Annotated in this window: 21 protein-coding genes and 1 pseudogene; 9 read left to right on the forward strand and 13 right to left on the reverse strand. The window is 73.2% G+C overall.

Annotated features, from left to right (window positions below; genetic code table 11):
• Positions 1-79 precede the first annotated feature (79 nt).
• Positions 80-1,468: an MFS transporter gene (locus tag OO54_RS22490; protein WP_078905297.1), complete on the reverse strand. Its 1,389-nt coding sequence runs from the start codon at positions 1,466-1,468 to the stop codon at positions 80-82.
• Positions 1,469-1,604: 136 nt separating this feature from the next.
• Between OO54_RS22490 and OO54_RS22495 the strand changes: the two genes are divergently transcribed.
• The 6 genes and pseudogenes from OO54_RS22495 (at position 1,605) to OO54_RS22520 (ending at position 7,004) form a co-directional block, all read left to right on the forward strand.
• Complete coding sequence (locus OO54_RS22495; RefSeq protein WP_033205907.1) at positions 1,605-2,555, forward strand: LysR family transcriptional regulator; 951 nt, start codon at positions 1,605-1,607, stop codon at positions 2,553-2,555.
• Positions 2,556-2,641: 86 nt separating this feature from the next.
• Positions 2,642-3,007, forward strand: a complete 366-nt coding sequence (locus tag OO54_RS22500; protein WP_033205789.1) for a hypothetical protein — start codon at positions 2,642-2,644, stop codon at positions 3,005-3,007.
• A gap of 176 nt (positions 3,008-3,183) precedes the next feature.
• The gene (locus tag OO54_RS43745; RefSeq protein WP_234439296.1) at positions 3,184-4,545 is read left to right on the forward strand and encodes a WXG100 family type VII secretion target; all 1,362 of its coding nucleotides are present in this window, start codon (positions 3,184-3,186) and stop codon (positions 4,543-4,545) included.
• Positions 4,539-4,836: pseudogene (locus tag OO54_RS41650) on the forward strand (RNase A-like domain-containing protein). The gene OO54_RS43745 and the pseudogene OO54_RS41650 overlap by 7 nt, the downstream one beginning before the upstream one ends.
• Before the next feature lie 395 nt (positions 4,837-5,231).
• Positions 5,232-5,633: a contact-dependent growth inhibition system immunity protein gene (locus tag OO54_RS48580; RefSeq protein ID WP_324611645.1), complete on the forward strand. Its 402-nt coding sequence runs from the start codon at positions 5,232-5,234 to the stop codon at positions 5,631-5,633.
• 168 nt (positions 5,634-5,801) lie between these two features.
• The gene (locus tag OO54_RS22520) at positions 5,802-7,004 is read left to right on the forward strand and encodes a serine hydrolase domain-containing protein (protein WP_033205792.1); all 1,203 of its coding nucleotides are present in this window, start codon (positions 5,802-5,804) and stop codon (positions 7,002-7,004) included.
• On the opposite strand, the gene OO54_RS22525 is transcribed toward OO54_RS22520, so the two are convergent.
• From OO54_RS22525 to OO54_RS22565, 10 genes are all read right to left on the reverse strand, one after another.
• Positions 7,001-7,723, reverse strand: coding sequence for a GNAT family N-acetyltransferase (locus OO54_RS22525; protein WP_033205795.1), 723 nt, complete (start codon positions 7,721-7,723; stop codon positions 7,001-7,003). The genes OO54_RS22520 and OO54_RS22525 overlap by 4 nt on opposite strands.
• Positions 7,724-7,735: 12 nt before the next feature.
• Entirely contained in the window at positions 7,736-8,158 is a 423-nt protein-coding gene (locus OO54_RS22530; protein WP_051787106.1) for a nuclear transport factor 2 family protein, read from the reverse strand.
• Positions 8,159-8,238: 80 nt separating this feature from the next.
• Entirely contained in the window at positions 8,239-10,587 is a 2,349-nt protein-coding gene (locus OO54_RS22535) for an arylsulfatase (protein ID WP_033205798.1), read from the reverse strand.
• A complete protein-coding gene (locus tag OO54_RS22540; protein WP_483414689.1) occupies positions 10,584-11,513 on the reverse strand; it encodes a formylglycine-generating enzyme family protein in 930 nt (309 codons plus the stop codon). Before OO54_RS22540 ends, OO54_RS22535 begins: the two co-directional genes overlap by 4 nt.
• The gene (locus OO54_RS22545) at positions 11,510-13,357 is read right to left on the reverse strand and encodes an ABC transporter ATP-binding protein (protein ID WP_051787107.1); all 1,848 of its coding nucleotides are present in this window, start codon (positions 13,355-13,357) and stop codon (positions 11,510-11,512) included. Before OO54_RS22545 ends, OO54_RS22540 begins: the two co-directional genes overlap by 4 nt.
• Complete coding sequence (locus tag OO54_RS22550) at positions 13,354-14,211, reverse strand: ABC transporter permease (protein WP_106970079.1); 858 nt, start codon at positions 14,209-14,211, stop codon at positions 13,354-13,356. The genes OO54_RS22545 and OO54_RS22550 overlap by 4 nt, the downstream gene beginning before the upstream one ends.
• Before the next feature lie 5 nt (positions 14,212-14,216).
• On the reverse strand, positions 14,217-15,161 hold the full coding sequence (locus OO54_RS22555) for an ABC transporter permease (protein WP_033205803.1): 945 nt from the start codon (positions 15,159-15,161) through the stop codon (positions 14,217-14,219).
• Position 15,162: 1 nt separating this feature from the next.
• Positions 15,163-16,755 (reverse strand): ABC transporter substrate-binding protein, encoded by a 1,593-nt coding sequence (locus OO54_RS22560; RefSeq protein ID WP_033205806.1) that lies wholly within the window; start codon positions 16,753-16,755, stop codon positions 15,163-15,165.
• Between the two features lie 498 nt (positions 16,756-17,253).
• Positions 17,254-17,325 carry a putative leader peptide gene (locus OO54_RS48810; RefSeq protein WP_329625827.1) on the reverse strand — a complete coding sequence of 24 codons (72 nt, stop codon included), beginning with the start codon at positions 17,323-17,325 and terminating at the stop codon, positions 17,254-17,256.
• A 76-nt stretch (positions 17,326-17,401) separates the two neighbouring features.
• The gene (locus OO54_RS22565) at positions 17,402-18,631 is read right to left on the reverse strand and encodes an ROK family transcriptional regulator (protein ID WP_051787108.1); all 1,230 of its coding nucleotides are present in this window, start codon (positions 18,629-18,631) and stop codon (positions 17,402-17,404) included.
• A gap of 593 nt (positions 18,632-19,224) precedes the next feature.
• On the opposite strand from OO54_RS22565, the gene OO54_RS22570 reads away from it, so the two are divergent.
• Complete coding sequence (locus tag OO54_RS22570; RefSeq protein WP_033205808.1) at positions 19,225-20,196, forward strand: TauD/TfdA dioxygenase family protein; 972 nt, start codon at positions 19,225-19,227, stop codon at positions 20,194-20,196.
• 87 nt (positions 20,197-20,283) lie between these two features.
• On the opposite strand, the gene OO54_RS22575 is transcribed toward OO54_RS22570, so the two are convergent.
• Complete coding sequence (locus OO54_RS22575) at positions 20,284-20,655, reverse strand: cupin domain-containing protein (protein WP_033205811.1); 372 nt, start codon at positions 20,653-20,655, stop codon at positions 20,284-20,286.
• A 371-nt stretch (positions 20,656-21,026) separates the two neighbouring features.
• On the opposite strand from OO54_RS22575, the gene OO54_RS22580 reads away from it, so the two are divergent.
• Positions 21,027-21,386: an SPW repeat protein gene (locus OO54_RS22580; RefSeq protein WP_234439494.1), complete on the forward strand. Its 360-nt coding sequence runs from the start codon at positions 21,027-21,029 to the stop codon at positions 21,384-21,386.
• A gap of 308 nt (positions 21,387-21,694) precedes the next feature.
• A complete protein-coding gene (locus OO54_RS22585; RefSeq protein ID WP_033205816.1) occupies positions 21,695-22,984 on the forward strand; it encodes an ATP-binding protein in 1,290 nt (429 codons plus the stop codon).
• Here OO54_RS22585 and OO54_RS22590 read toward each other — a convergent pair.
• Entirely contained in the window at positions 22,962-23,900 is a 939-nt protein-coding gene (locus OO54_RS22590) for a carbohydrate kinase family protein (protein WP_033205819.1), read from the reverse strand. The genes OO54_RS22585 and OO54_RS22590 overlap by 23 nt on opposite strands.
• Positions 23,901-24,125 lie beyond the last annotated feature (225 nt).

Below are 24,125 nucleotides of genomic sequence, written 5' to 3' on the forward strand. Positions count from 1 at the left end.
TCCTTCTGCACGGGGGCGCCGCGGGGCCGGGAAGGACCGGGGGCCGGGTAGCGAGCGTGTCACCGCCCACTTACACGTGTCAATCCCGTCGACCGGCGCCCGCCGCCTCCCTCCGCCCTTCGCCGTCCTCGCTTCCCGCCGCCTCCGCGAGACGGTCCGCACTCGGGAGCAGCAGCGGGGTGGCCAGGAGCAGGACGCCCGCGAGGGCGATCGCGGCCCGGGGACCCACGACGCCGGCGAGGAGGCCCCAGAGCGCGGTCAGCGCCGCCACCGAGGCCTTCGCCGTGACCGACCAGGCCGTCAGCGTCCGGGCGACCCGGTCGGTGGCGGTCAGGCCGAGACGGTGGGCCGCCAGTACCGGGTTGAAGACGGCCGCGCAGGCGATCAGCGCGAACTCCACACCCATCACCAGCAGCAGCCCCGTGACCCCGGGGTGCACGAACGCCAGGCCGACCGGCCAGCACACGCGCAGCACGCCCGCGACCCGCAGCACCCGGTGCCCGCCGTACCGCGCGGCCAGCGGCCGCGCCAGCCGCGAGCCGACGAGCCCGCCCACGCAGGGGACCGCGAAGGCCAGGCCGTACTGCCACGGCGCGAACCCCAGCGGCCCCAGCATCAGGACGGCCAGCAGCGGCGCGGTCGCCATGATCAGCCCGTTGACCAGCACCGTGTTGAGGAAGAGCGGACGCAGCAGCGGGTGACCGAGGATCTGGCGCCACCCCGCGGCGAGGTCGCCGAGCCGGGGCAGGGACCGGGGCCGGGGCCGGGGCCCCACGCCCGGCCGCCGATTCCCCCGCGCGGGAGGCACGGGGGACGCGGAAGGCACAGGAGGCGCAGGAGGTGCAGGAGGTGCAGGAAGCGCAGGAGGTGCAGGAGGCACGGGAGGCACCTCGGCCACCCCGATCGCGCGGATGCCGGCCGCCGAGAGCAGATAGCTCACGGCGTCCGCCAGCACCGTCGCCACGGGGCCGAGCAGCGCGAACAGTGCACCTCCCAGCGGGGGGCCGAGGACGGTCGCGGTCCAGGTGGTGGACTCGAGGCGCGCCTGGGCGCGCAGCAGGTCCTCGGGGCGCAGGAGCGCCTTGAGGCAGGCTCCCGAGGCGGCCCCGAAGGTGATGTCGGCGCCGGCGGCGACGACGGCCACGACCAGGAGGTGGCCGAATCCCAGCCGGCCGAGCGCGTACGCTCCGGCGACGCTCAGCAGCGCGGCACACCGCACGAGGTCCATCGCGATCATCACCGGCCGCTTGCGGCGGAACTCCACCCACGACCCCAGCGGCACCGCGACCGCCGCACCCACCGCGGCACCCACGGCGGCGAGCGCCGCGACCTCGGCGGAGCCCTTGTGCAGCACGGTGATCGCGAGCAGCGGGAAGGCGTTGAACGCGATCCAGGTCCCCAGGGTGCTCGCCGCGTACGCCCCCCAGAGCCACCCGAAGTCCCTCCCGAGCGACGCCCCGCCCGCCATGTCCGTACCCCTCTCGCCGACCGGTCCGACAACCACGCGTCGACCACCGACATCAAATCCGTCCGAGGAGACCCAGATCAAACAACCACGAGTCGGTCACACCACAACCTCAGGTTGTCGACCTAGGGTGGCGTCCGTGGATCTCGAAGCGGTGCGCACCTTCCTCGCCGTCGTGGACTCGGGCCGGTTCCGGCAGGCCGCCGACGAGCTGTCGATCACTCAGCAGGCCGTCTCCAAACGCGTCGCCGCGCTGGAGAAGGACCTCGGCGTGCGCCTGCTGACCCGCACCGCCGGCGGGGCCCAGGTCACGATCGACGGGCAGGCCTTCCTGCCGCACGCGCGCGCCCTCCTCCGCGCCGAGGCACGCGCCGTCGCGTCCGTACGGCCCGGCCGTCGCGCACTGCGGGTGGACGTGCTGGGACGGCGACTCGCCCCGGCCGCCCTGCTGCGCGACTTCCACCGGACCCACCCGGAGATCGAACTCGACGTCGTGACACTCTTCGACGCCGAGGCCGCGGTCGCCGCCCTCCGGGCCGGCACCGTCGACGCGTCCTTCCGGGCCGTGACCATGCCCGGCAGCCGCCTCCCCGAGGGGATCGAGGCCGTCCCGGTCCTGGACGAGCCCCTCCAACTCCTCACCGGACCGGCGCACGCGCTCGCGGGTGCCCGCGAGGTCACACCCGCACAGCTCGTCGGCCACCGCATCTGGGTGCCCGGCATCGTCAGCGGAACGGAGTGGGCCGCGTACTACGCCGACCTCGCCGCCGAGTTCGGGCTCGCCATCGAGGTGACCGGCCCCGACTTCGGCACCGAACCCCTCCTCGACACCGTCGCCGACTCCCCCGAACTCGCCACCTTCGTCGGCGCCCAGACCCGGCTCGTCCGGCCCGAGACCCACGACCTCCGCCGCGTCGCCGTCCACGGCCCCACCCCCGTCTACCCCCACTCCCTCCTCTGGGCCGTCGACAACCCGCATCCCGCCCTCGTCTCCCTCCGCGAGCACCTCACCGCCACCCCGCGCGCCCGCCACCCGGCCGCCGGCATCTGGACTCCCTCCTGGGCGCGACCGCGCGACCGGCACACCTGACGCGTGTCCCGGCGAGCCCGGCCTGATCGGCTGGGCACCCCCTAGACTCGCGCCCAGCTGTGGATCGAGGGGGAGGACGGCCGGCGATGCGATGGAACCTCGATACCGTCGTGGGCGTGCTCGTCGGCCTCGTCGGCTTCGGGCTCATCCTGGCCGGCGTCGTGTGGAAGGGCCGCGCCGTACGCCCCTTCGCCGCCTCCCGGGCGCACTCGGTCGCCCAACGCGAGTACGCCCGCGCCCTCCAGCGCGCCTCCGACCAGGTCATCGCCGCAGCCCGCCGCTCCGCCGGCGAGGGCGAGCCCGCGATCGTGACCGTCGACGCCGTCGTACACCTCACCCGCGAGCACTACGGCTACGACACCGTCGAACGACACCACGCGGCGGCCGCACTGCGCCGGCGCTTCGAACACCGGCGCTGCGCCGCCGACTGCGTCACGGACGCGTACGGCTAGGGCCTGTCCGGCGGATCAGCGGACGAGGCGGAACCCGACCGCCGCGGCGACGCCAGTCGTTTACGGTCGCCACGATCGATGGCGATCCCAACTTCCTTTTTTTTCAAGGTCACTTGTAGCTTGTTCGCGCGACGGACGGTCGCACCTTCGAGGGTGGGCGGGGGCCGGCAACGGCGGTGGACAGACCTGATCTCGCGGTACCGGAGGACGACGGGCTGACCAGGCTCGCGGACGACCTCGGCGCCATGCAGCAGCATCTGAACGACAAGGTGCGGCAGATGGACGGGATCGTCGACCGGATCCAGTCACGCTGGCAGGGCGCGACCGGGGAGGCGTACCGCGGCCTCCAGCGCGAGGTCGCGCAGGACGCCGTACGCGTCCGGGAGCGCCTTCGGGTGCTGGAGGAGGCGATCCGCCTCAGCCGGGACGGCTTCACCGAACAGGAACTCGACGCGTTGCAGGCGATGCGGCGGGTCGAATCCGGCACCGACGTGGCCCGTGAGGCGGAGGCCCTCCAGTCCCCGACCGCGGCGCCGCCACCCGACCCGGTGAAGGAGGTCCAGGGGATGAAGCCGTCGGTGGACCCCGGCGGCTTCCCCAGCGGCTTCGACGTCTCCCCCACGCACGTCTGGTACGCCTCGTACCTGATCCGCAACCTGCAGACGGCCTTCAACCGACCGCCGGGGCGCCTCCTTGACACCCTCGACGACCACAAGCACGTGTGCGGGATCGGTTCCGGGCCGTCGGCGTTCGTGGCCGCCTACACCGAGATCAGCGCCCTCTGCCTGGAGGTGCGGGCACTGGCGGTGGTCGCGGTGGGCAGCGTCTCCAACGGCCTCACCATCACCGCGAACAACTACGTGCGCGCCGAGTACGCCTCCATCCCCGGCGGCGGCGCCCCGACCAGCCTCAAGGCCGTACCCGACGTGATCCGGCAGCCGCCCCACCACGGCAGGGCGGCGGACCTGGGCTGGGCCGGCTCCGGGAGAGGCGCTGGCCGCGGGGGAAGCGCGCGGGAACGGGTGCCGCAGGACCTGTCGGCGCTGGCGGAACGGTCCGGTCCGGGCGGTGCGCCCGGCGTGTGGCGGGAGATCGCCGATCACGTCGACGCGTGGCCGCGGGGAGTGGACGCCAAGCTCGCCGCGTGGGTGCCCGGCGTCGGGGAACTCCGCGGGCGCTTCCCGAAGCTGGAGGGCATGCTGGGCGTCTACTTCGGCCAGGACGGCATCGCCGTCGAGGACCCCGATCTGACCGACACCGAGCGGATCGGGGTGTTCGTCGCCGACTGCCACGGACGGGACCTCTGCACCTGGCGGCTGCCTCCCCTCGTGGGCGAGTGCGCGGAAGCCCTCGCGCTCTTCTCCGACGACGCGCTCCTGGGGCGCTTCTTCGGCTTCGAGCTCCTCCTCGGTTCGAGCTCCCAGACGTCCTGGACCGCTTGGCTGAACCTGATCTCCGACACCCTGACCACCCATCTGCGCCGGGAGCACGGTCCCCTCGCCTGGACCGGCGGTCGAGAGGAGCCGAAGCCGTGCTGACGCGTTCCGCCAGCTGTCCCGACCGGGAGACCGCCCAGTGGGCCACCCAGGCGATGGTCACCCAGAACGGGCGGGCGGTGCACCGCTGGCTGGCCCAGTCCACCCGCCGGAGACTCACCATCGAGGCGTCGTGGCCGTCCCGCCCCGAGCCGGTCGGGCAGGTGCTCCTCCAGGGGATGATGCTGGCCGGTCCGGGGGCGGTGCCGACCCGCGCCGCGCGTGGTTCTCCAGCGCGCCCCTGACAGTCCCCTCGGCTTCGTCGTGCACGCCACCTTCCCGATCCACCTCTGAAGCCGACGCCCCCGCCCCGCACACCGCATGGGACGTCCGACGCCCGGCGCCCCGTATCCGACGTCCGACGTCCGACATCCGACATCCGACATCCGACATCCGACATCCGGCAGGAGAAGCCCCAGATGGCGCTGACACCGCTCCAGCACGACCGCCAGTACGGCGAGATGGACCAGGGTGCTACGGGCGTACGCCGGACTGCCCGCCGACGACACCGACGAGAAGCCGGGTGAGGCCCTCACCGCCTACCTGCGGCACACCTGGCACAGTCGGCCCTGGGCGATCGGGATCGCCGAGAGCCAGCTCCGCGAGTACGCCCGCAATCCCCCGGGCCGCTGCGGCTGCGGCTCGGAGAGGTCCATGCGCTGCCCGACACCGGGCGGGACGAGGCCTCGGTGCAGGCGTGGCTGCTGACCGTCGCCGACCACCTGAGGCGCAGTCTGTCGGAGGGCGCCGTGCCGCCCCCGGGTGCGCCGCGCACGCGGGGGGAGTGGCAGGCGCGGTTCCCGGAGCTCGGGCAACTACTCGGCGGCTGGTTCTCGCAGGACTTCGGCGAGGAGTTCGAGGAGCACGAGGAGGCGCCGCGCGACTACCTGGACACCTCGGACCGTACGCTCGCGGCCCGGCTGCCGGGCGAGCTGCACGAGCTGCTCGCGCTGGGTCTGGCGGAGGAGGACTGCGCCCTGGGCCTGGCCTGCCTGGGCCTGGCCTGCCTGGGCCTGGAGCTGGACCCGCCGGCGCCGTACGACCACCGCGCGTGGCTGGAGGCGCTCGCCCAGGACGTGGCGCGGGGCTGAGGACCGTCCCGCGGCCGGGGGCCGGTCGGCCCCGCCGTGCCGGGCGGGGTCCGGCGCGCGGCTCCGAACGAGTGGACTCGTGGCGATGCGGGCGGGAGGGGAGGCCGGGGCGGCGGGCGGGATGGTGATGTGGCCGTCCGTTTCCCGATCAGGAGAAGGCGCCCCGAGATGCGACGTATCCCCACCCGACGTCTGTTCGCCGCGACCGTGCTCGTGGCGTCCGTGCTGGCCCCGATGACCGTGGCTCCGGCCCCGGTGGTGCATGCGGCGGCCGCCGACCGCCACGGGACGGCGGACTGTCCGCCGGGCGGTCTGGGGCCGGAGGTGGAGGCGCGGCTGGACAAGGCGATCGAGGAGGTGCGGAAGCAGGCGGGGATTCCCGGCGTGGTCGTCGGTGTGTGGATGCCGGGGAAGGGGAGGTACGTCCGGGCGACGGGGGTCGCGAACACGGCGACCGGGGAGCCGATGAGGAAGGACTCGGTCGTACGGATCGGCAGCGAGACGAAGACGTTCACGGTCACCGCGCTGCTCCAGCTCGTCGACGACGGCAAGGTCGGTCTGGACGACCCGATCGCCAAGTACGTCAAGGGCGTGCGCAACGGCAGGAACATCACCCTGCGACACCTGGCGGAGATGCGCAGCGGGCTGTTCCCGTACACGTCCGACCCGGACTTCATCCACGACCTGTTGAGCGACCCGCACCGCTCCTACACGCCGCAGGAGGCACTCGCGTACGGCATGAAGCACAAGAACACGTTCAAGCCGGGCGCGAAGTTCGAGTACTCCAACTCCAACCTCGTCCTGCTCGGCCTCGTGATCGAGAAGGTCACCGGGCGCCGGCTCGCCGACGTCGTCCACCAGCGGGTGCTGCGCCCGTCGCACCTGCGGCACACGCTCTTCCCGTCGGGGGCCGAGTTCCCCGAGCCGCACCCGCGCGGCTACACGGACCAGACCCTGACCGGCGCCGTCGCGGACGCCACGGACTGGAACCCCAGTTGGGCGTGGGCGGCCGGCGCGATGATCTCGGACCTCGAGGACCTGCGCCGCTGGGCGAAGATCCTCGCCACCGGAGAGCTGCTGAGCCCCGCGACCCAGGCGCAGCGCATGAAGACCCTGCCGACGGGCTTCCCCGGCACCAGCTACGGCCTCGGCATCCTCGACACGGACGGGTGGATCGGGCACAACGGCTCCATCCCCGGCTACGAGACCGTCACCGTCTACCTGCCCTCGCAGAAGGCCACCCTGGTCCTCATGATGAACACGGACATCCGCCGCGTCGACAACCAGGAGCCGTCGACGCTGATGGCCCGCGCGATCACGCAGATCATCACCCCGGACCACGTCTACGACGGCAGCGTCACCCCCAGCTAGCCGGGACTCCCCGGGACGATCTCGACGGAGAGCTGGGCGCCCAGCTCCTCGAAGCCCAGCGCCGCGGCCACCCGCCGGGAGGCCGCGGGGCGGGCGCGCCACTGGGGCAGGAGGCCGGTGCCGAGGGCGTGGGCGACGGCCGCCGACGCCGTGCGGCGGGCGAGTCCGCGCCCGCGTGCGGCCGGTGCGGTCAGAACGCTGAGGTGGGCCGTCCGGCGCGGCCAGGTCCGGTAGCCGGCGGCGGCCACGACCTCGCCGCGTTCGCGGACCACGAAGGCGGGCGAGGTGATGTCGTCGAGGGCAGCCTCGTCGGCGTCCTCGCGGCCTGCCGCGCCTTCCAGAGCTCGCAGGGCCTGGTGGTGACCGGGGAGACGCTCCAGCGTGGCGGAGGCGGCGGCCGGGCGGAAACCCTCCGGGGACAGGTACGCGAGGACGGCGGGGCCGAGTACTCCGGCCGCGGGCAGGGCGTCGCGGATCGCGTCGGCGTCCGTCCGCCGCCCGATCAGCGCGTCGCGCACCACGGCGGCGGTGCCCTCGCTCGGCGCGGTGACGATCGCCGAGCCGTCGAGGACGACCACACCGGTCCATCCTGGCGGGCACAGTCCCGATTCCGGGGAGACGACCACTCGGACACCGCCGGACGGCGGGAACGACACCGGTACGCCGGCCAGGCCTTCCCACAGCTCACGGGCTCGGGTCGACAGGCGGTCCGTCGGCATCGTCGAGACCCTCTAGACCACGGACTCGGGTACCGGTGTGGCCTGGTGGTAGTACATGCGCAGGGGTGCGTCGGGGGCGGCTCCGGGTTCGCGGCGCCAGAGGGAGCTGCGGCGGGCGTGGCGGCCGTCGTGGAGGGTCTCGTAGGTGAGGTGGACGAGGCCGGGGGCGAGGAGGACGGCGGTGACGGGGCCGGGTTCGTAGCGCGTGTCGTCGTCGGTGCTGCCCGTCATGTCGGGGAGGGCGGCGAGCATCTCCGCGTGGGTCCAGCGGCGGCCGGAGGCGCCGACCTCGACGAAGGCGGGGTCGAGGAGCTCGGCGGCGAGGGTGCGGGAGGCGCGTACGGCCGGTTCCAGGAGGCGGAGTTCGCCGGCGACGGCCTCGGCGACGTCGGGGTGCCGGTGGTCGTGCGCGGGCGTCGGAAGGTCGTGGTCCATGGGGGCATTGTGCCGGTGGGGTGTGCCGTTCGGCCTGGGGTTTTCCCCGCGGCCGAACGGCGTGCCCCGCGCTTTCCCGGTCATTCGAAGGCGACTGCGGCCTCCTTCAGGGCGGCGGCGATCGTCTCGGGTGCGTCGGGGCCGGGGGCTCCGGGCCGGTAGGTGACGGAGCGGAGGCGGCCGGTGAAGCGGAAGGAGCGGTGGCGTTCGAAGAGGGGCCAGGAGACGGGGGACTTGCGGTCGATGCCGACGCTGATGCCCTGGAAAGGGGCCATGCCGATGAGCTGGTGGACGGGGTCGGGTGCGGCGCGGTGTTCGCCGTCGACGGTGACGGTGAACCGCCAGCGCAGCCCTTCCTCGGCGGTGGCGGTGAGGAGGATCGCGTGGGGGCCGGCGCCGAGGGGGCCGGCGTCGGTCTCGTGGAGGGTGCCGTACTCGTTGTAGGCGAAGGTGAGGCGGCCGTCCTCGACGTACAGGCCGTAGCCGCCGCCCTGGTCGCCGTGGGAGACGAGGACGCCGTCACCGGTCTCGTCGACGGCGACGGCGATCTCGAAGGAGCGCAGGGAGACGAGCCGGGAGGAGCGGTAGCGCTCCAGTTCCGGGGTGCCGGGCAGCAGGGTGAGGGGGCGGCCGAGGCGCTGCTCGGCGGGGTTGCGGCGGGCGAGGGCTCCGCTGTGGTCGGGCAGGGGGAAGACGCCGTTGCGCCACGCCGCGGTCTCCCAGGCCGTCGACAGCTCCTTGACGAGTCCGGGGTTCTCGGCGGCGAGGTCGTGGATCTCGGTGGGGTCGGTGCGGATGTCGTACAGGGCCCATTCGGTGTCGTCGTAGGGCGTGCCGGGGCGGTGGAGGGTAACGAGCTTGTGGCCGTCGCGGTAGTGGCTGCGGTTGCCGGTCATCTCGCAGTACTGCTCGGGGTGGGTGGAGTCGTGGGCGGGGTCGGCGAGGACGGGTGTGAAGTCGGTGCCGTCGAGCTCCTGGAGGGGGACGCCGCGGCGGGTCTCGGGGCGGGTGAGTCCGGCGAGTTCGAGGAGGGTGGGGGCAATGTCGGTGACGTACTGGTACTGGGGCCGCAGTCCGGTGGCGAGCCGGCCGTCGCGTACTCCGTCGGGCCAGGAGAGGACGAAGGGCACGCGGACGCCGCCCGCGTGGGTGTGGCCCTTGTAGAGGCGGAAGGGGGTGTTGGAGGCCATGCCCCAGCCGCGCGGGTAGTGGACGAGGCTGCGGGGGCCGCCGATGAGGTCGGGGTCGCGGTCGACGTCGGGGTTCCAGTCGCCGGGGAGGCGGGGGTGGTGGACGAAGCGGCTGAAGTAGGAGCGGGTGCCTTCGAGGCCGCCCTCGCCGGTGCCGCCGTTGTCGGAGGTGAAGACGACGATGGTGTTGTCGAGTTCGCCGAGGGCGGCGAGGGTGTCGGTGAGCCGGCCGAGGTTCTGGTCGATGTTGTCGACGAGGGCGGCGTACACCTCCATGTAGCGGGCGTAGAGGCGCTGTTGTTCCGGCGTCAGAGTGTCCCAGGCGGGGACGTCGAGGCCGGCCTCGCTGTTGCGCTCGGGCAGTTCGGTGCCGGGCGGGAAGAGTCCGGCGGCGAGCTGGGCGGCGAAGCGCCGCTCGCGCAGGGCGTCCCAGCCGTCGTCGTAGCGGCCCCGGTGGCGTGCGATGTCCTCGGCCTTGGCCTGGAGGGGGCCGTGGACGGCGTTGTGGGCGAGGTAGAGGAAGAAGGGCTTGTCCGGGTCGTGGGCGCGGAGCGACTTCACCATGGCGATCGCCTCGTCGGTGATGTCGTCGGTGTAGTAGTAGTCGTCGGGGAACTCGTCGATGTCGAGGGGGCTGTTGTCCCGGACGAGCTGGTGCGGGTGGAAGAGGCTGGTGAGGCCTTCCAGGACGCCGTAGTACCGGTCGAAGCCCTTCTGGAGCGGCCAGTTGCCGCGGTGGTCGGCGGCGTTGGACGCGGAGTCGCGGACGAGGTGCCATTTGCCGACGGCGTACGTGGCGTATCCGGCGTCGTGCAGGAGTTCGGCGAGGGTGGGGATGTCGTCGGCGACCTCCATGCCGTAACCGGGGAAGCCGGGGTCGGAGTTGGCGACCATGGCGTAGCCGACGCGGTGCGGGTTGAGGCCGGTGAGCAGGGCGGCGCGGGCCGGCGAGCAGAGCGGCATGGTGTGGTAGTTGGTGAGTCGGACGCCCGTGCCGGCCAGGCCGTCGAGGACCGGGGTGGGGATCTCGGAGCCGAAGGGGCCGATGTCGCTGAATCCCATGTCGTCGACGAGGACGACGACGATGTTGGGGGCCTTGGCGGGCGGGGCGGTACGGGTGGGCCAGGCCGGTTCGGACTCGGCGAAGGTGCGGCCGACGCGGCCGGCGAAGCCCTCGTAGGGGTCGCGGCGGGTGGGCGTGGACCGGGTGGCGGGGTCGCGCGGGGTGCCGGTGGTCATGCGGGGGCGGGTCCTTCCGGGAGGAGCGTGCGGGCGGTGCGGAAGCCGCCGTGGCCGGTGGAGGAGTCGGGGGTGTTGTGGGAGCGGGCGGCGACCCGGTAGCGGTTGCAGTAGGAGGAGTGGCAGAGGTACGAGCCGCCGCGGATGACGCGCTCGCCGGGGCCGAAGGCGTCGGCGCACCACTCCCAGACGTTGCCCGAGGTGTTGTACAGGCCGTGGCCGTTGGGGGCGTACGCCGTGACGGGGACGGTGCCGGTGCGGCCGCCGGGCCGCTCGGAGCGGTGGGGGAAGTCGCCGGTCCAGATGTTGCACATCTCGCGGCCGCCGGGGGTGAGGTCGTCGCCCCACGGGTAGCGGGCGCCGTCGAGCCCGCCGCGGGCCGCGTACTCCCATTCGGCCTCGGTGGGCAGCCGGACGCCGGCCCAGGCGCAGTAGGCCCGGGCGTCGTCGTGGGAGATGTGCACGACGGGGTGGTCGGCGCGTCCTTCGAGGTCGGAGCCCGGGCCTTCGGGCGTGTGCCAGGAGGCGCCCGTGACGCCGAGCCACCACGGGGCCTGCGGGACCCGGCCGAGGACGTGGCGTTCGGCGGCGGGGTGCAGGAGGAGGTGGAACACGAAGGAGGAGCCGAAGCGTTCCGCGTCGGTGCGGTGCCCGGTGGCCGTCACGAACCGCGCGAACCGTGCGTTGGTGACGGCGGTGGCGTCGATCGCGAAGGGCGCGATGGTCACTTCCCGTACGGGCCCCTCGCGGTCGGCGGGGTAGCCCTCTCCGAAGGCGTCGCCCATCCGGAAGGTGCCGCCCGGCAGCTCCACCATGGGGTGGGGCGGCGGGGCTGTCCGTACGGTCGGCAGCGGGAGCAGCTCCAGGTTGGCCGAGTGGCCGGCGGAGCCCGTACAGGCGCGGCCGGGGGTGCAGCAGGCGTTCACGCGGACACCGCCTCGGCCGGGGCGGGGACGCGGACGGCCGCGAGCGGTACGGGTTCGGGCGCGGCGGCGAGCAGGGCGCGGGTGTAGGGGTCGCGGGGGTGTTCGCACAGGTCGTCGGCGTCGCCGGTCTCCACGACGCGGCCCTCGTGCATGACGGCGATGCGGTGGCTGACCTGGCGGACGACGGCCAGGTCGTGGGCGATGAAGACGAGAGCGAGGCCCAGGTCGCGCTGGAGGTCGGTGAGCAGGCCGACGATCTGCGCCTGGACGGAGACGTCGAGCGCGGAGACGGGTTCGTCGCAGATGAGGACGTCCGGTCCGGGGGCGAGGGCGCGTGCGATGCCGACGCGCTGGCGCTGGCCGCCGGAGAAGGAGCGCGGGTGGCGGTCGGCCGCGGCCGGGTCGAGGCCGACGAGGCGCAGTAGCTCCGCGACCCGGCCGGCGCGGTCCGCCGGTGTGCCGATGCCGAAGGCGCGCAGTGGTTCGGCGACGATCTCCCCCACGGTCATGCGGGGGTTGAGGGAGGCGTACGGGTCCTGGAAGACCATCTGGACGCGGCGGCGTACGGCGTGCAGCTCCTTGCGGCCGGGGCGGGTGACGTCCTCGCCGTCGAGGAGGATCCGGCCGCCGTCGGAAGGGTGGGCGTGGGCGAGGACCCGGGCGAGGGTCGATTTGCCGGAGCCGGACTCGCCGACGATGCCGAGGGTCTCTCCCGCGGCGAGGGTGAGGGAGACGCCGTCCAGGGCGGTGAAGGAGCGGCGGCCGCGGCTCCGGTACGTCTTGCGGAGCCCTTCGGCGGTCAGGACGACGGCGCCGGGGGCGGGCCGGTCGATCTTCGCGGGCGGCGGGGGCGGGGGCAGTGGTTCGCCGCGTTCGGCGGCGGGGAGGCAGGCGGCGCGGACGGTGTCGGTGACGGCGGTGAGCGGCGGTGCGGTGGTGTGGCAGCGCTCCTCGGCGAGGGCGCAGCGGGCGGCGAAGGCGCATCCGGTGAGCGGGAGGGCGAGGTCGGGTGGGGTGCCGGGGATGCCGGTGAGGCGGGTGCCGGAGGGGGCGGAGAGCCGGGGCACGGCGGCGAGGAGACCGGCGGTGTAGGGGTGGCGCGGGCGGGTGAGGACGTCGGCTGTGGGGCCGTCCTCGACGACGGTGCCGCCGTACATGACGAGGACGCGGTCGCAGGCGCGGGCGACGACGCCCATGTTGTGGGTGATGAGGACGAGCGCGGTGCCGGTGGTGCGGGTGAGTTCTCCGAGGAGGGTGAGGATCTGGTCCTGGACGGTGGCGTCGAGTGCGGTGGTGGGTTCGTCGGCGAGGAGGACGTCGGGTTCGCCGGCGAGGGCCATGGCGATGAGGACGCGCTGGCGCTGGCCTCCGGAGAACCGGTGGGGGTGGTCGCCGAGGCGGCGTTCGGGGTCGGGGATGCCGACGAGCCGGAGCAGTTCGACGGCGCGGGCGCGGCGGGTCCGCCCGTCCCGCTCGCCGTGCGCCCGCAGCACCTCGTCGAGGTGGCGGCCGATGGTGAGGACGGGGTTGAGGGCGGTCATCGGGTCCTGGAAGACCATGCCGATGCGGGCGCCGCGTACGGCCCTCAGGCGCTCCTCCCCCGCCGTGGTCAGTTCCTCGCCGTTCAGGCGGACCGAACCGCCGGTGATCCGTCCGGTGCCGGGGAGCATCCGCAGCAGGGCGAGCGCGGTGGTGGACTTCCCGGAGCCGGACTCGCCGACGACGGCGAGGGTCTCGCCGCGGCGCAGGGTGAAGGACACGTCCCGGACGGCGTGCAGGGAGCCGCCGCCGGGGGTGGTGAACTCCACGTCCAGGCCCTGGACTTCGAGGAGGGGCGTGGTCATCGGCGTATCTCCCGGTTCAGCGCCTCGGCGGTCAGGGAGAGGCCGAGGACGAGCGTGGTCACGGTCACGAGCGGTCCGGCGGCGAAGTGCGGGGCCTGGGCGAGGTAGGGCATCGACTGGCTGAGGACGGCTCCCAGGGTGGGTTCGGGGGGCCGGACGCCGACGCCGAGGAAGCTCATGGCGCCTTCCAGGAAGACGGCGACGGTCAGGGAGACGGCGATCTGGACGACGAGCGGGTCGGCGGCGTTGGGAAGGATGTGGCGGGTGAGGATCCGGCCTCCGGAGGTGCCGCCGACACGGGCGGCGGTCACGTACTCCCGGCCGCTCTGCACGAGGATGCCGGTGCGCAGGAGCCGCCCGAAGGCGGGGACCTCGGCGAGCGCGATGACGAGGATCACGGGCAGCCGTCCGGGGCCGAGGACGGCGGTGACGGCGAGCGCCAGGATCAGTCCGGGGAAGGCGAGGATCAGGTCGAAGGCGCGCTGGACGACGGTGTCGGCGACCGGGTGGGCGGCCGCGGCCAGCGCGAGGAGGCAGCCGACGGCGGCTCCGAGCGGGACGGCGACGGCGATGATGCCGAGGTCGGCGCGGATGCCGTGGAGGAGGCGGGCGAGGAGGTCGCGGCCGAGGTCGTCGGTGCCGAGCGGATGGCCGGGTGTGCCGGGTCCGGCGAGCGCGAGGGCGCTCTGGTCGGTGGGCCCGTGGCCGGCGAGGAGCGGGGCGAGGAGTCCGGCGAGGACGACGAGCCCGACGAGGGCGAGTCCGGTGCGGCCGCGGGCGGTGGCGAGGGCGGCCCGGTAGGGGTGGCGGGGTTTGCGGGCGGGGGCCGGCTTGGCGGCGGCGAGGGTGGTCATGGCGGTCACTCCCACCTGATTCGGGGGTCGAGCCGGGCGTGGACGAGGTCGGTGAGGAGCTGGACGAGGACGAAGACGGTGACGAGGAGGAGCAGGAGGTCCTGGACGACGGGGTAGTCGCGGCGGACCAGGGCCTGTTCGGCGAGCTGGCCGAGGCCGGGCCAGGCGAAGATCGCCTCGACGAGGACGGCGCCGCCGAGGAGGTGGCCGGTCTGCATGCCCAGGAGGGTCACGACGGGCGGGAGGGCGTTCGGCAGGGCGTGACGCCAGAGGAGGCGGCGGGGTGCGATGCCGGCGGCGGTCGCCGTGCGGATGTGGTCCTCGGCGAGGGTCCGTTCGATGCCGTCCTTCAGGTAGCGGCCGAGGACGGCGGCACTGGGCAGCGCGAGGCAGAGGGCGGGCAGCAGGAGGTACTGGACGCCGAGGTCGGGTGCGGTGAGGAGGGGGACGCGTCCGCCCGGGGGCAGGACGCCGAGGAGGACGGCGAAGACGAGGACGAGGAGGACGCCGGTGACGAACGGCGGCACGGCGAGGGCTCCGGTGGTGAGCACCCGTACGGTGCCGAGGGTCCAGCGGTTGCGGGAGGTCGCGCCGAGGATGCCGAAGGCGGCGCCGAGGGCGACGACGAACAGCAGGGCCCCGAGGGTGAGTTCGACGGTGGCGCCGAGTCCGTCGGCGATCAGGTCGGCGGTCTGGCCGCCGATCGCGTAGGACGGTCCGAGGTCTCCGGTGAGGAGGCCGCCGATCCATCGCAGGTACTGGGCGGGCAGCGGGTCGTCGAGGCCGAGCCGTTCGCGGATGGCGGCCTCGGTGGCGGGGCTCGCGTCGGGGCCGGCGAGGACGGCGGCGGGATCGCCCGGGACGAGCCGCAGGAGGGCGAAGGCGAGGAAGGAGGCGGCGAGGAGGACGAGGAGGGCGGAGGGGAGTCTCCGCAGCAGGTAGCGGCGCACGTCAGTCCACCAGGTGGGCGTCGTCGAGGTTGAGGTAGGAGAACTTGTTGAGCGTGACTCCGCGCAGCTTGGCGGCGGAGACCTGGACGGAGCCGCGGATGACGAGGTCGATGATGAACGCCTCGTCGAGCAGGGTGTCGGTGATCCGCTGCCGCAGGGCGTTGGCGGCGGCCCCCGTGGCGGGCCCGGTCCAGGCGTCCCGGACGACCTTCGTGTAGGCGGCGGAGCGGAACCTGGAGGTGTTCTTGGCCTCGTTGAAGGGGTAGGCGCTGACGGCGAGGGTGGAGGGCTGGACCTGGGCGAATCCGTGGCCCATGGTCCACAGGCCGGGCATGGTCTGGGCGATGAGGTGCTTCTGCGCGGTGGCCGGGTCGGTGGGCTGGAGGGTGACCTGGACGCCGATCTGCTTCAGGTCGTACTGGACGGCTTCGGCGACCGCGGTCTCGCCGGGCAGGTTGACGTGGAGCAGCGGCAGGTCGAGCCGGGTGTGCCCGGCGGACCTGAGGAGTTCGCGGGCCTTGCCGGGGTCGTACGTGTAGTGGGTGCGGCCCGCTTCGGTGAAGGCCGGCGAGGACTTGGGCCACGGGGTGGCGGAGGCGAGTCCGTAGCCGCCGAGGACCTGCTTGAGGATCCGCTCGCGGTCGATGCCCCAGGCGAGGGCCTGGCGGACGGTCTTGTCGTGCAGCGGGGCGACGGTGGTGTTGACGCCGAGGTAGTAGGCCCCGCCGCCGGTGGAGTACTCGCTGACGGCGAGCCCGGGGGTGGACTTGACGACCGCGAGGTTCTTTCCGGGGACGCTGAAGGACAGCTGGGACTGGCCGCTGCGGAGGGAGGAGAGCAGTGCGTCGGCCTGCGGCACGACGCGGATCTCGACGCCGTCGAGGTAGGGACGGCCGGGCTGCCAGTACTTCTCGTTGCGGGTGAGGCTGAGCCCCGCTCCGGGGCTCCACTTGGTGAGCTCGAAGGGTCCGGTGCCGTTCAGCCTCTTGCCGCTGACGGCGTCCTCGACGCTGTGCCGATCGGCGATGACCATGAATTCGAAGAGGTCGAAGAGGTTGTTCACCGGGTGGGCGAGCTTGAGGACCAGCTCGTGGTCACCGCGCTTCTCGAAGCCGGTCACGGCCGCCGCCGTGGCTCTCAACTGAGCTGCCCTGAGCGGGTTCTGAAGGTTCTTCACCGCGAAGATCACGTCGTCGGCGGTGAACGGCCGACCGTCGTGGTAGATGACGCCCGTACGCAGCTTCAGCGTGACGGACCGGCCGCCCTCCACGTACTCCCAGGAGGTGGCGAGCTCCGGCTGCGGCCGCAACCGGTCGTCGTAGCGGGTGAGGGTGTTGTAGATCAGCCGCTGCTGGAGCGACTGACCGCTCTGGGCGAACAGCAGGCTGGGCGTGAAGTCCGTGTTGACGGCGACGGTGAGGGTGCCGCCCCGCCGGGGCCCCGCTCCCGCCTTCCCGGCGGGCGCCTCGGCCTCGGAGACCGCCGAGCGGCAGCCCGCGAGGCCGAGCCCGAGCAGCAGGGTGCCACCGCCCGCGGCGCGCAGGGTGGTGCGCCGGGTGGGGGCGGAGGGCGTGGAGGAGTACAGCTCGGTCATCGATGCCTGCCTGTGAAGAGGGGGAGGCCGCAGGGTGCACGGGTTCGTTCCGCTGCGGAAGGAAGGAGGAGGAAGGTGTGGCCACGGGCTGCGCGGAGCGAGGCCCGGACATGGGAAGGACGGAAGGGCGAGCCGCGTCGCCGGCGATACGGAGGTGCCCGGGTGCGGGGTTGCGGACGCCGGTCGGGTCGACTTGGCCGCCGCTCGACCGTGACGTCGTACCGGCTATGACGTCGCTTCGGCCGTCACGTCGTATCGGCCGTGCCTACGTATCGGCCATGCCTTCACATCGGCGATGACGCCACTCGGCCATGACGCCGTCTCGGCCGTGGCGTCACTCGACTACGGAGCCGCGAGTCCACGGCGGCCGGAAGAGCCACCGGAGCCGGCGACGCGACGAGGAACGGCGGACCGCCGCGTTCGGCGCGGCCGGGGTGGTGTCGGCGGGTCCGATGCGGCGACCCGCGCCGGAGTCGGACGCCGGGATGGACGCCAGGGTCAGACGCGGACGGCACAGACCGCGCTGGCCTGTCGACAGAGGTCGACGTGCCTGCGGGAGATGAGGCGCATGTCCGGATTCACGGGAGCAATATGACAGCGGCTTCGCGGGACGGTCAACCGGGGTTGACCGCATTCTGAGACGACATCAGTCACGACCCCCTGTACCGGCCCACTCGTCGACCGTCTCAAAAGGCCTCCTGAACAGGGGATTCAGCAGAACCGTGCCCGCCGCGACGGGAAGTGTGGCCGGTCCGGCATGTGGACTGACGATGCGTTCGGGATCGTCGCAGACGTGGGAGAGGTCGATCGCGGCGCCGCGGATCTCCTCCAGGTACTCCGGTTCGAGCACGCTGGACTGCTCGGTCACCACGACCAGATCGGGGTTGAGGACGTCCAGGAGCAGGGCGACGGCGCGGCCGACCGCGCGGGCCCGTTCGCGCAGCAGCCGGTCGGCGCGCCGGTCCCCGGCTGCCGCCGCGTCCACGACCAGGGAGGTGTCGGGCTCGGGCACGATGCCGCGGCGCACGGCGGTGAGCCCGACGGCGGTGTTCGAGGCGGTCGCCTCCAGACAGCCCGAACGCCCGCACGGGCAGGGGGCCGTGGAGTCCGGGACGGGCAGGTGGGCCACGTCCCCGGCCGCCGCCCCCGGCCCCTGGTGGACGACTCCGGCGAGCCCGACGGCCGCGTCGACGACGTTCCCGACGAAGAGGTGCACGAGGCTGCGGCGAGCGGCGGGCCGCCCGAAGAGGATCTCCGACTGGGCGATGGAGCGGGCGTGGTTGTCGACGCGGACCGTGCGTCCGCCCAGGCCACGGGCGAGTTCGGCGGCGAGCGGCCGGCGGCGCCAGCCGAACGCGTCATGGCGCACCACCAGGCCTTCGGCGGGGTCGACCCATCCGCCGACCGCGGCACCGACCCCGAACAAGGGCCGCCCCCGGGTGTGTTCGTCGAGGAATCCGCGCAGCTCACGGGCGACGGCCGCGGGCAGGACCTCCGGCGCGACGCCGTCGTGCGGGTAGGTGCGGCGGGCCACGACCCGGCCCCGCAGGTCGACGAGGGCGAACGTCGAGGCGGGGACACCGAGGTGGACGCCGCCCGCCACGGGACCGCCGGAGGCGCCGACGTGCAGGTCGACGGGGATCCGGGGCCGGCCCACTCCCCCGCCGCCGGTGTGTTCGGGCAGTTCGCGCAGGAGACCCAGCCTGGCGAGGTCGGTGGCCTGCCGGGAGACGGCGGCGGGGCTGAGGCCGGAGAGCCGTGCGACGGTGCTGCGGGCGACCGGTCCGTGGTCGAGGACGGTCCGCAGCACGCTGGCGGCGTTGGCCTCGCGCCGTCCGTCACCGGCCATCCGGGGGCCGTGCGGGGTGGTCGTCATGGGGGCCTCTCTGGTCGCTTTCCTGCAGGACGCTGTGATCACTGTTGCGGCGGTGTGAAATCCCGGGGCCGTGTGCGGCGCGGCCGCCGTCCGTGCTTCCGAGACCGCGGCGCCCGCTCTGGGGAATGGGATCACCACAGGTCAGACGGGGTTCGGTGCGGTACGGGGAACGGGTGCGGGGTCCCGGGGCAGGCGCCGATTCAACCACCGGGGAGGACGGTTCGGGGAGCGGACGGTCGCTTGACGTCCGGCGGCGGCCACTGCGAGGCTCCGGGACATGTTCGCGACCTCCTCCTGTACCGCCCTCCACGGCGCCTGACCCTCGCGACCTCCTCGCGTGGCCGGTTCGCCGCCGCGCTCCCGCGCTCCCCACCCGACGGGCACACCCCTCCGCCACGCGGTACGCACCCGTCGCACTTCTCGGACCGCACCTGTCGCCCGTACACCCCCCCGTAGCGGTCGCCCTGCCCGTGGACCGCTCGCGCTTCTCGTGGTGCTCCGGCAGCCGTGCGACGGCCGCGACTTCCCGTCAGCTCATTACTTCCGCTCCGGAATCAATTCCGGACGTGCCCACCTCTCCGAAAGGACCCGCCATGTCCACCGCCACCACCACGATCACCGTCCAGAAGGTCGGCGGCCGCCTCGGCGCCGTCATCTCCGGCGTCCGCCTCGGCGGCGACCTTCCCGCCGAGACCGTCGCCGAGATCCGCGCCGCCCTCCTGGCGCACAAGGTGGTCTTCTTCCGCGGTCAGGACCACCTGGACGAGGAAGCGCACGAGGCCTTCGGCCGGCTCCTCGGCACGCCCGTCGCGCACCCCACCGTCCCCTCGGCCGACGGCCGTTACTCCTTCCCGATCGACTCGGACCACGGCGGCCGCGCCAACCAGTGGCACACCGACGTGACCTTCGTCCCCGCGTACCCCGCGTTCTCGATCCTGCGCGCGGTGGTCATCCCGCCCTACGGCGGCAACACCCTGTGGGCCAACACCGCGACGGCGTACGAGAGGCTCCCCGAGCCGCTGCGCGCCCTCGCCGACGGCCTGCGCGCCGTGCACTCCAACGACTACGACTACGCGGCCCTGCGCCCCGGCGTCCTGCCGGAGCAGCTGGAGCAGTTCCGCAAGGTCTTCGCGTCGACGAAGTACCTCACCGAGCACCCGGTGGTGCGGGTCCACCCCGAGACCGGCGAACGCACGCTGCTGCTCGGCAACTTCGTGCAGCGCATCAGCGGTCTGACGGGCGCCGACTCACGCGCGCTGCTGTCCCTGTTCCAGGCGCACGTCGAGCGTCCGGAGAACACCGTGCGCTGGCAGTGGCAGGTCGGCGACGTGGCGATCTGGGACAACCGGGCCACCCAGCACTACGGCGTGGACGACTCCGACGACCACGACCGCAAGCTGCGCCGGGTCACCATCGACGGCGACGTGCCCGTCGGCATCGACGGCCGCTCCTCGGTGCTGCTCGCGCCCGAGACCGTCCCGGAGCCGGGCTTCGGCATCGCCTCCGGCGCCTCGACGGCCGCGACCGTCACGCCGGCCGCGGCGAAGGAGTCGGCCGCCGTATGACGAGCGCCCCGCCGAGGGTGCCCGTGGCACCCACCCGCCAGGAACGGTGGGACGCCACGGGCACCCTCGGCGGGGAGGGGGGCGGGGTCAGGAGGAGGGCGGCAGGGCGTAGTCGGTGAAGCCGACCCAGTCCAGGGCGACGCAGGGTTCGTCGCCGAGGACCCAGGCATCGTGCCCGGGGGTGACCCGCATGAAGTCGCCGGCGCCGAACTCGGCCGTTTCGCCGTCGTCCATGACGACCTTCATGCGGCCGCTGACGACGTAACCGACGTGCGACGCCTGACAGCTGTCGGTGCCTGCGATCGGCTTGACGTGCTTGGACCACTGCCAGCCCGGCTCGAAGACGGCGCGACCGACCGCTCCGCCGTCACTGGTGAGCAGGTCGAGCCTGCCCTTGCCTTCCGTGAAGGGACGGGTCTCGTCCGCTTCGTCGAAGCTCTTCCGTACGATGCCGGCCATCTTGCACTCCCGGCGGGAAAATAGGGCGGGCCCCCGAGTCCTCTTCCAGGCTACGCCGAGACCGCCGCGGCCACCCTCCGCAGCCGGCTCGCGGATGGTTGGCTTTCACATCGAACTCCCGGGTACGGCGCGCCGTTCTTGGCGGATCCCGGCATATCCCCTGCCCGAATTCTGTGCACATCACCTATCAGCCATATCTACACATAAAGGACAGATAAGCGCACAATGAAAAAGCGGCGAAGGAACGCCGCCACTGCGGTCAGACGTGCATCACGCCGAAGGAGGCGAGTCGTATGGCCGACGTCTCTCACCGTCATGGTGATATCGCCGGACACCCCGACGCGTCGGAAATGCGGGACAGGTACGCCCGTATGCTCCAGACGCGAGGCGTCACGGCGGTCGAGGAACTCGTGATCCTCGCCGGTGTCTACGCCGCGATCTCCGCGTGGACGGTTCACTTCGCCGCCGCCCAACCGGAACTCGCCATCAGCAACCTGGTCGTCGGCATCGCCCTCGCGGCCCTCGGCCTGTGTATGTCGATGGCCCCCGAACGGTCGCAGGACCTGAACTTCGTCGTACTGCTCATGGGCGCGTGGCTCATCGTCTCCCCGTGGGTGGTCTCGCGGAACCCCGACACGGGCATGATCCTCAGCAATGTGATCACCGGTGCGTGCGTCTGCCTGTTCTCGCTCACGGCCGGCGGACTGCTCATGTCCAAGCGGAGGACGTGACGGCCTGATCCCCGCTCACGCGACCCCCGCTCCCCCCATCCGTTGATCCTCTCCCTGGACGGCGGCACCCCCATCCCCCGGAGGTGCCGTCGTTCGCCGTCCCCGTCGGGCGGAGCCGACACGGACCGAGCCGATACGGGCAGAGCCGATACGGGCGGAACCGACACGGACGCAGCCGATACGGATAGAGCCGGTACGGAGCGATTGGCCGTGCCTCCTTGTGCACGGTGGCGCAGGACCCGCTCCCGCCGCCCCGCCTAGCCTCGCCGCACGGGACGCGACGGCACCAAAGAGGGGCGGAACCACCGGTGAACTGGCACATCCACGACTACCGCGAGAGCGATCTCGCCGCGGTCGTCCATCTGATCGACACCACCGCCGAGCTCGGGCAGGAGTCCGTGTTCTCGCTCGCCGAGTGCATCGGTGCCCTCACCAGCAGGGAGCCGGCCGTGGTCGCCGTCCACCAGGGCGTGCCCATCGGGGCCGCGCTCGCCTGCGTCTCCGGGGAGCGGGCATGGGTGATGCGCGTGGCGATCTCCTCGGCGTGGCGCGGCCGGGGCCTCGCCAGCGCCCTGCTCGTGGAGCTGGAGCGGCGGCTCGTGGCGGCTCGGGTCGGGCGGATCGCGTACGTGCTGCCGGAGGAGGAACTCCTCGGCGAGGGACTGCTGAACGCCGGGTACACGCGCCAGCCGGCCGTCGCCTACTTCGAGAAGGTGGAGCCGCTGCACGGCCCCGCCGCAGGCCTCCTCGACGACCTGGGCGGCCGACTGCTGCCCGGCGACCTGTGGGCGAAGGTGGCCGGGATGGAACGCGAGAAGGACCTGATCGAGCGCCGGGTGGTGCTCCCCCTCGCCGAACCGGAGCGGGCCACCCGGCACGGCGTGCGGCCGCCCCGGGCGGTGTGCCTGTTCGGCCCGCCCGGCACCGGGAAGACGACGTTCGCGCGCGGAATCGCCTCCCGGCTCGGATGGCCGTTCGTCGAGATCCTGCCGTCCCGGCTCGCCGACGAGGGGAACCTCGCCGCGGCCCTGCGGTCCGCGTTCGCGCGGATCGCCGAGCTGGAGCGGGTCCTCGTCTTCATCGACGAGGTGGAGGAGATCGCCCCGGTCCGCTCGGAGCCGGCACAGCCCGGCGGCATGCACGGGGTGACGAACGAACTCCTCAAGCTCATACCGGGGTTCCGGGAGCGAGACGAGCGTCTCCTCGTCTGCGCCACCAACTCGATCCGCTCCCTCGACCCGGCGTTCCTGCGCCCCGGCCGGTTCGACTACCTGATCCCGATCGGTACGCCGGACAAGGCTGCGCGGGCGGCGATCTGGGCCCGCTACACCGACGGGCGCACGGACGTCGACATCGACGAACTCGTCCTGGCGAGCGACCTGTTCACCCCTGCCGACATCGAGCACGCGGCCCGGATCGCCGCTCAGGCCTCCTTCGAGCGGGACCTGATCGCCGTCGGCGGACGTGGCGGCGACGACCCGGTGCCCGGGGCGAGCACGGCGGACTACCTGGCGGCGATCGGGCAGTGCCGGCCGACGGTCACGCCCGACATGATCGAGCAGTTCACCTCGGACATCACGACGCACGCACGGATCTGACGACGAGGTCGAACTCCTCCCCCGCCGCGTCCAGTTCGCCCCGGTCCGGCGGCTGCGCGCCGGCCCGGGACACGGTGACGGCCGCCGCCGCGGCCGCCCTCCGCAGCAGCCGGGCGAGGTACTCGGCCCCGAGCCCGCCGAGGTCCTCCCCGGCACGGAAGGCGAGGGTGTCGAGGACGGCGGACATGAAGGAGTCGCCCGCGCCGACGGTGTCCACGACGGGGACCTTCGGCGCGTTGGCGGCGACCGTGGCCCGACGGGTGACGGCGAGCGAGCCGTCGGCGCCGCTGGTGACCAGGACGACGGCGGGACCGAGGTCGAGCCACCGTGCGGCGACCTCGCGCGGGCTCGCGCCCGGGTAGAGCCAGGCGAGGTCCTCGTCGCTGGCCTTCACCAGGTCGCTGAGGGCGACACAGCGTTCGACGCGTGCGACCGCGCCGGCGTGGTCCCCCATCAGCGCGGGACGCACGTTCGGGTCGTAGCTGACCGTGGCCCGGCCTCGGAGTCCTTCGACCAGGGCGAGCACCGCCGTCGCGCCTGGCTCGGTCACGGCCGCGATGGACCCCATGTGGACGTGGGCGGGGGCCGGGGCGGGCCGCACGGGCTCCGCCTCCAGCGTCCAGGCGATGTCGAAGGCGTACGTGGCCCGGCCCTGCGCGTCGAGGGCGACGACCGCCGACGGGGTGCGGGCGGGCACGCCGCCGACCTCCAGCCGTACGCCCGCGCCCTTGAGGTGGTCGCCGATCAGCCGCCCGGCGTCGTCGTCGGCGAGCTGCGTGAGCAGGGCGACCTCCCGGCCCAGCCGTCCCAGGCCGTACGCGACGTTGGCGGGGCTGCCGCCCGGGTGGACCCGGTCGGGGGTGCCGGGGGCGCGGACGATGTCGGCGACGCACTCGCCGATCACCAGGAAGGACATGCGGTCAGAGCTCCTCGGCTAGCCGCCGACCGGATGCGGATGCCCTGCCGGACGGACCCGCAGATGGTACGCCGTCCCGCCGCGCGCGTCGGTGCGAAGCCGCTCGAAGACCCGCCCGACGTGCCTATGGTGGGGATCATGGGAAGCCGCCCGGGTCACCGGCGGCTTCGGGACGGAACGGGGAGGGGGTCTTCCGGTGGAACCGGTGGACACGGTCGAGGGGCT

Origin of the sequence: Streptomyces wedmorensis (genome assembly GCF_000716445.1) — a bacterium.
Taxonomy (GTDB): domain Bacteria; phylum Actinomycetota; class Actinomycetes; order Streptomycetales; family Streptomycetaceae; genus Streptomyces; species Streptomyces wedmorensis.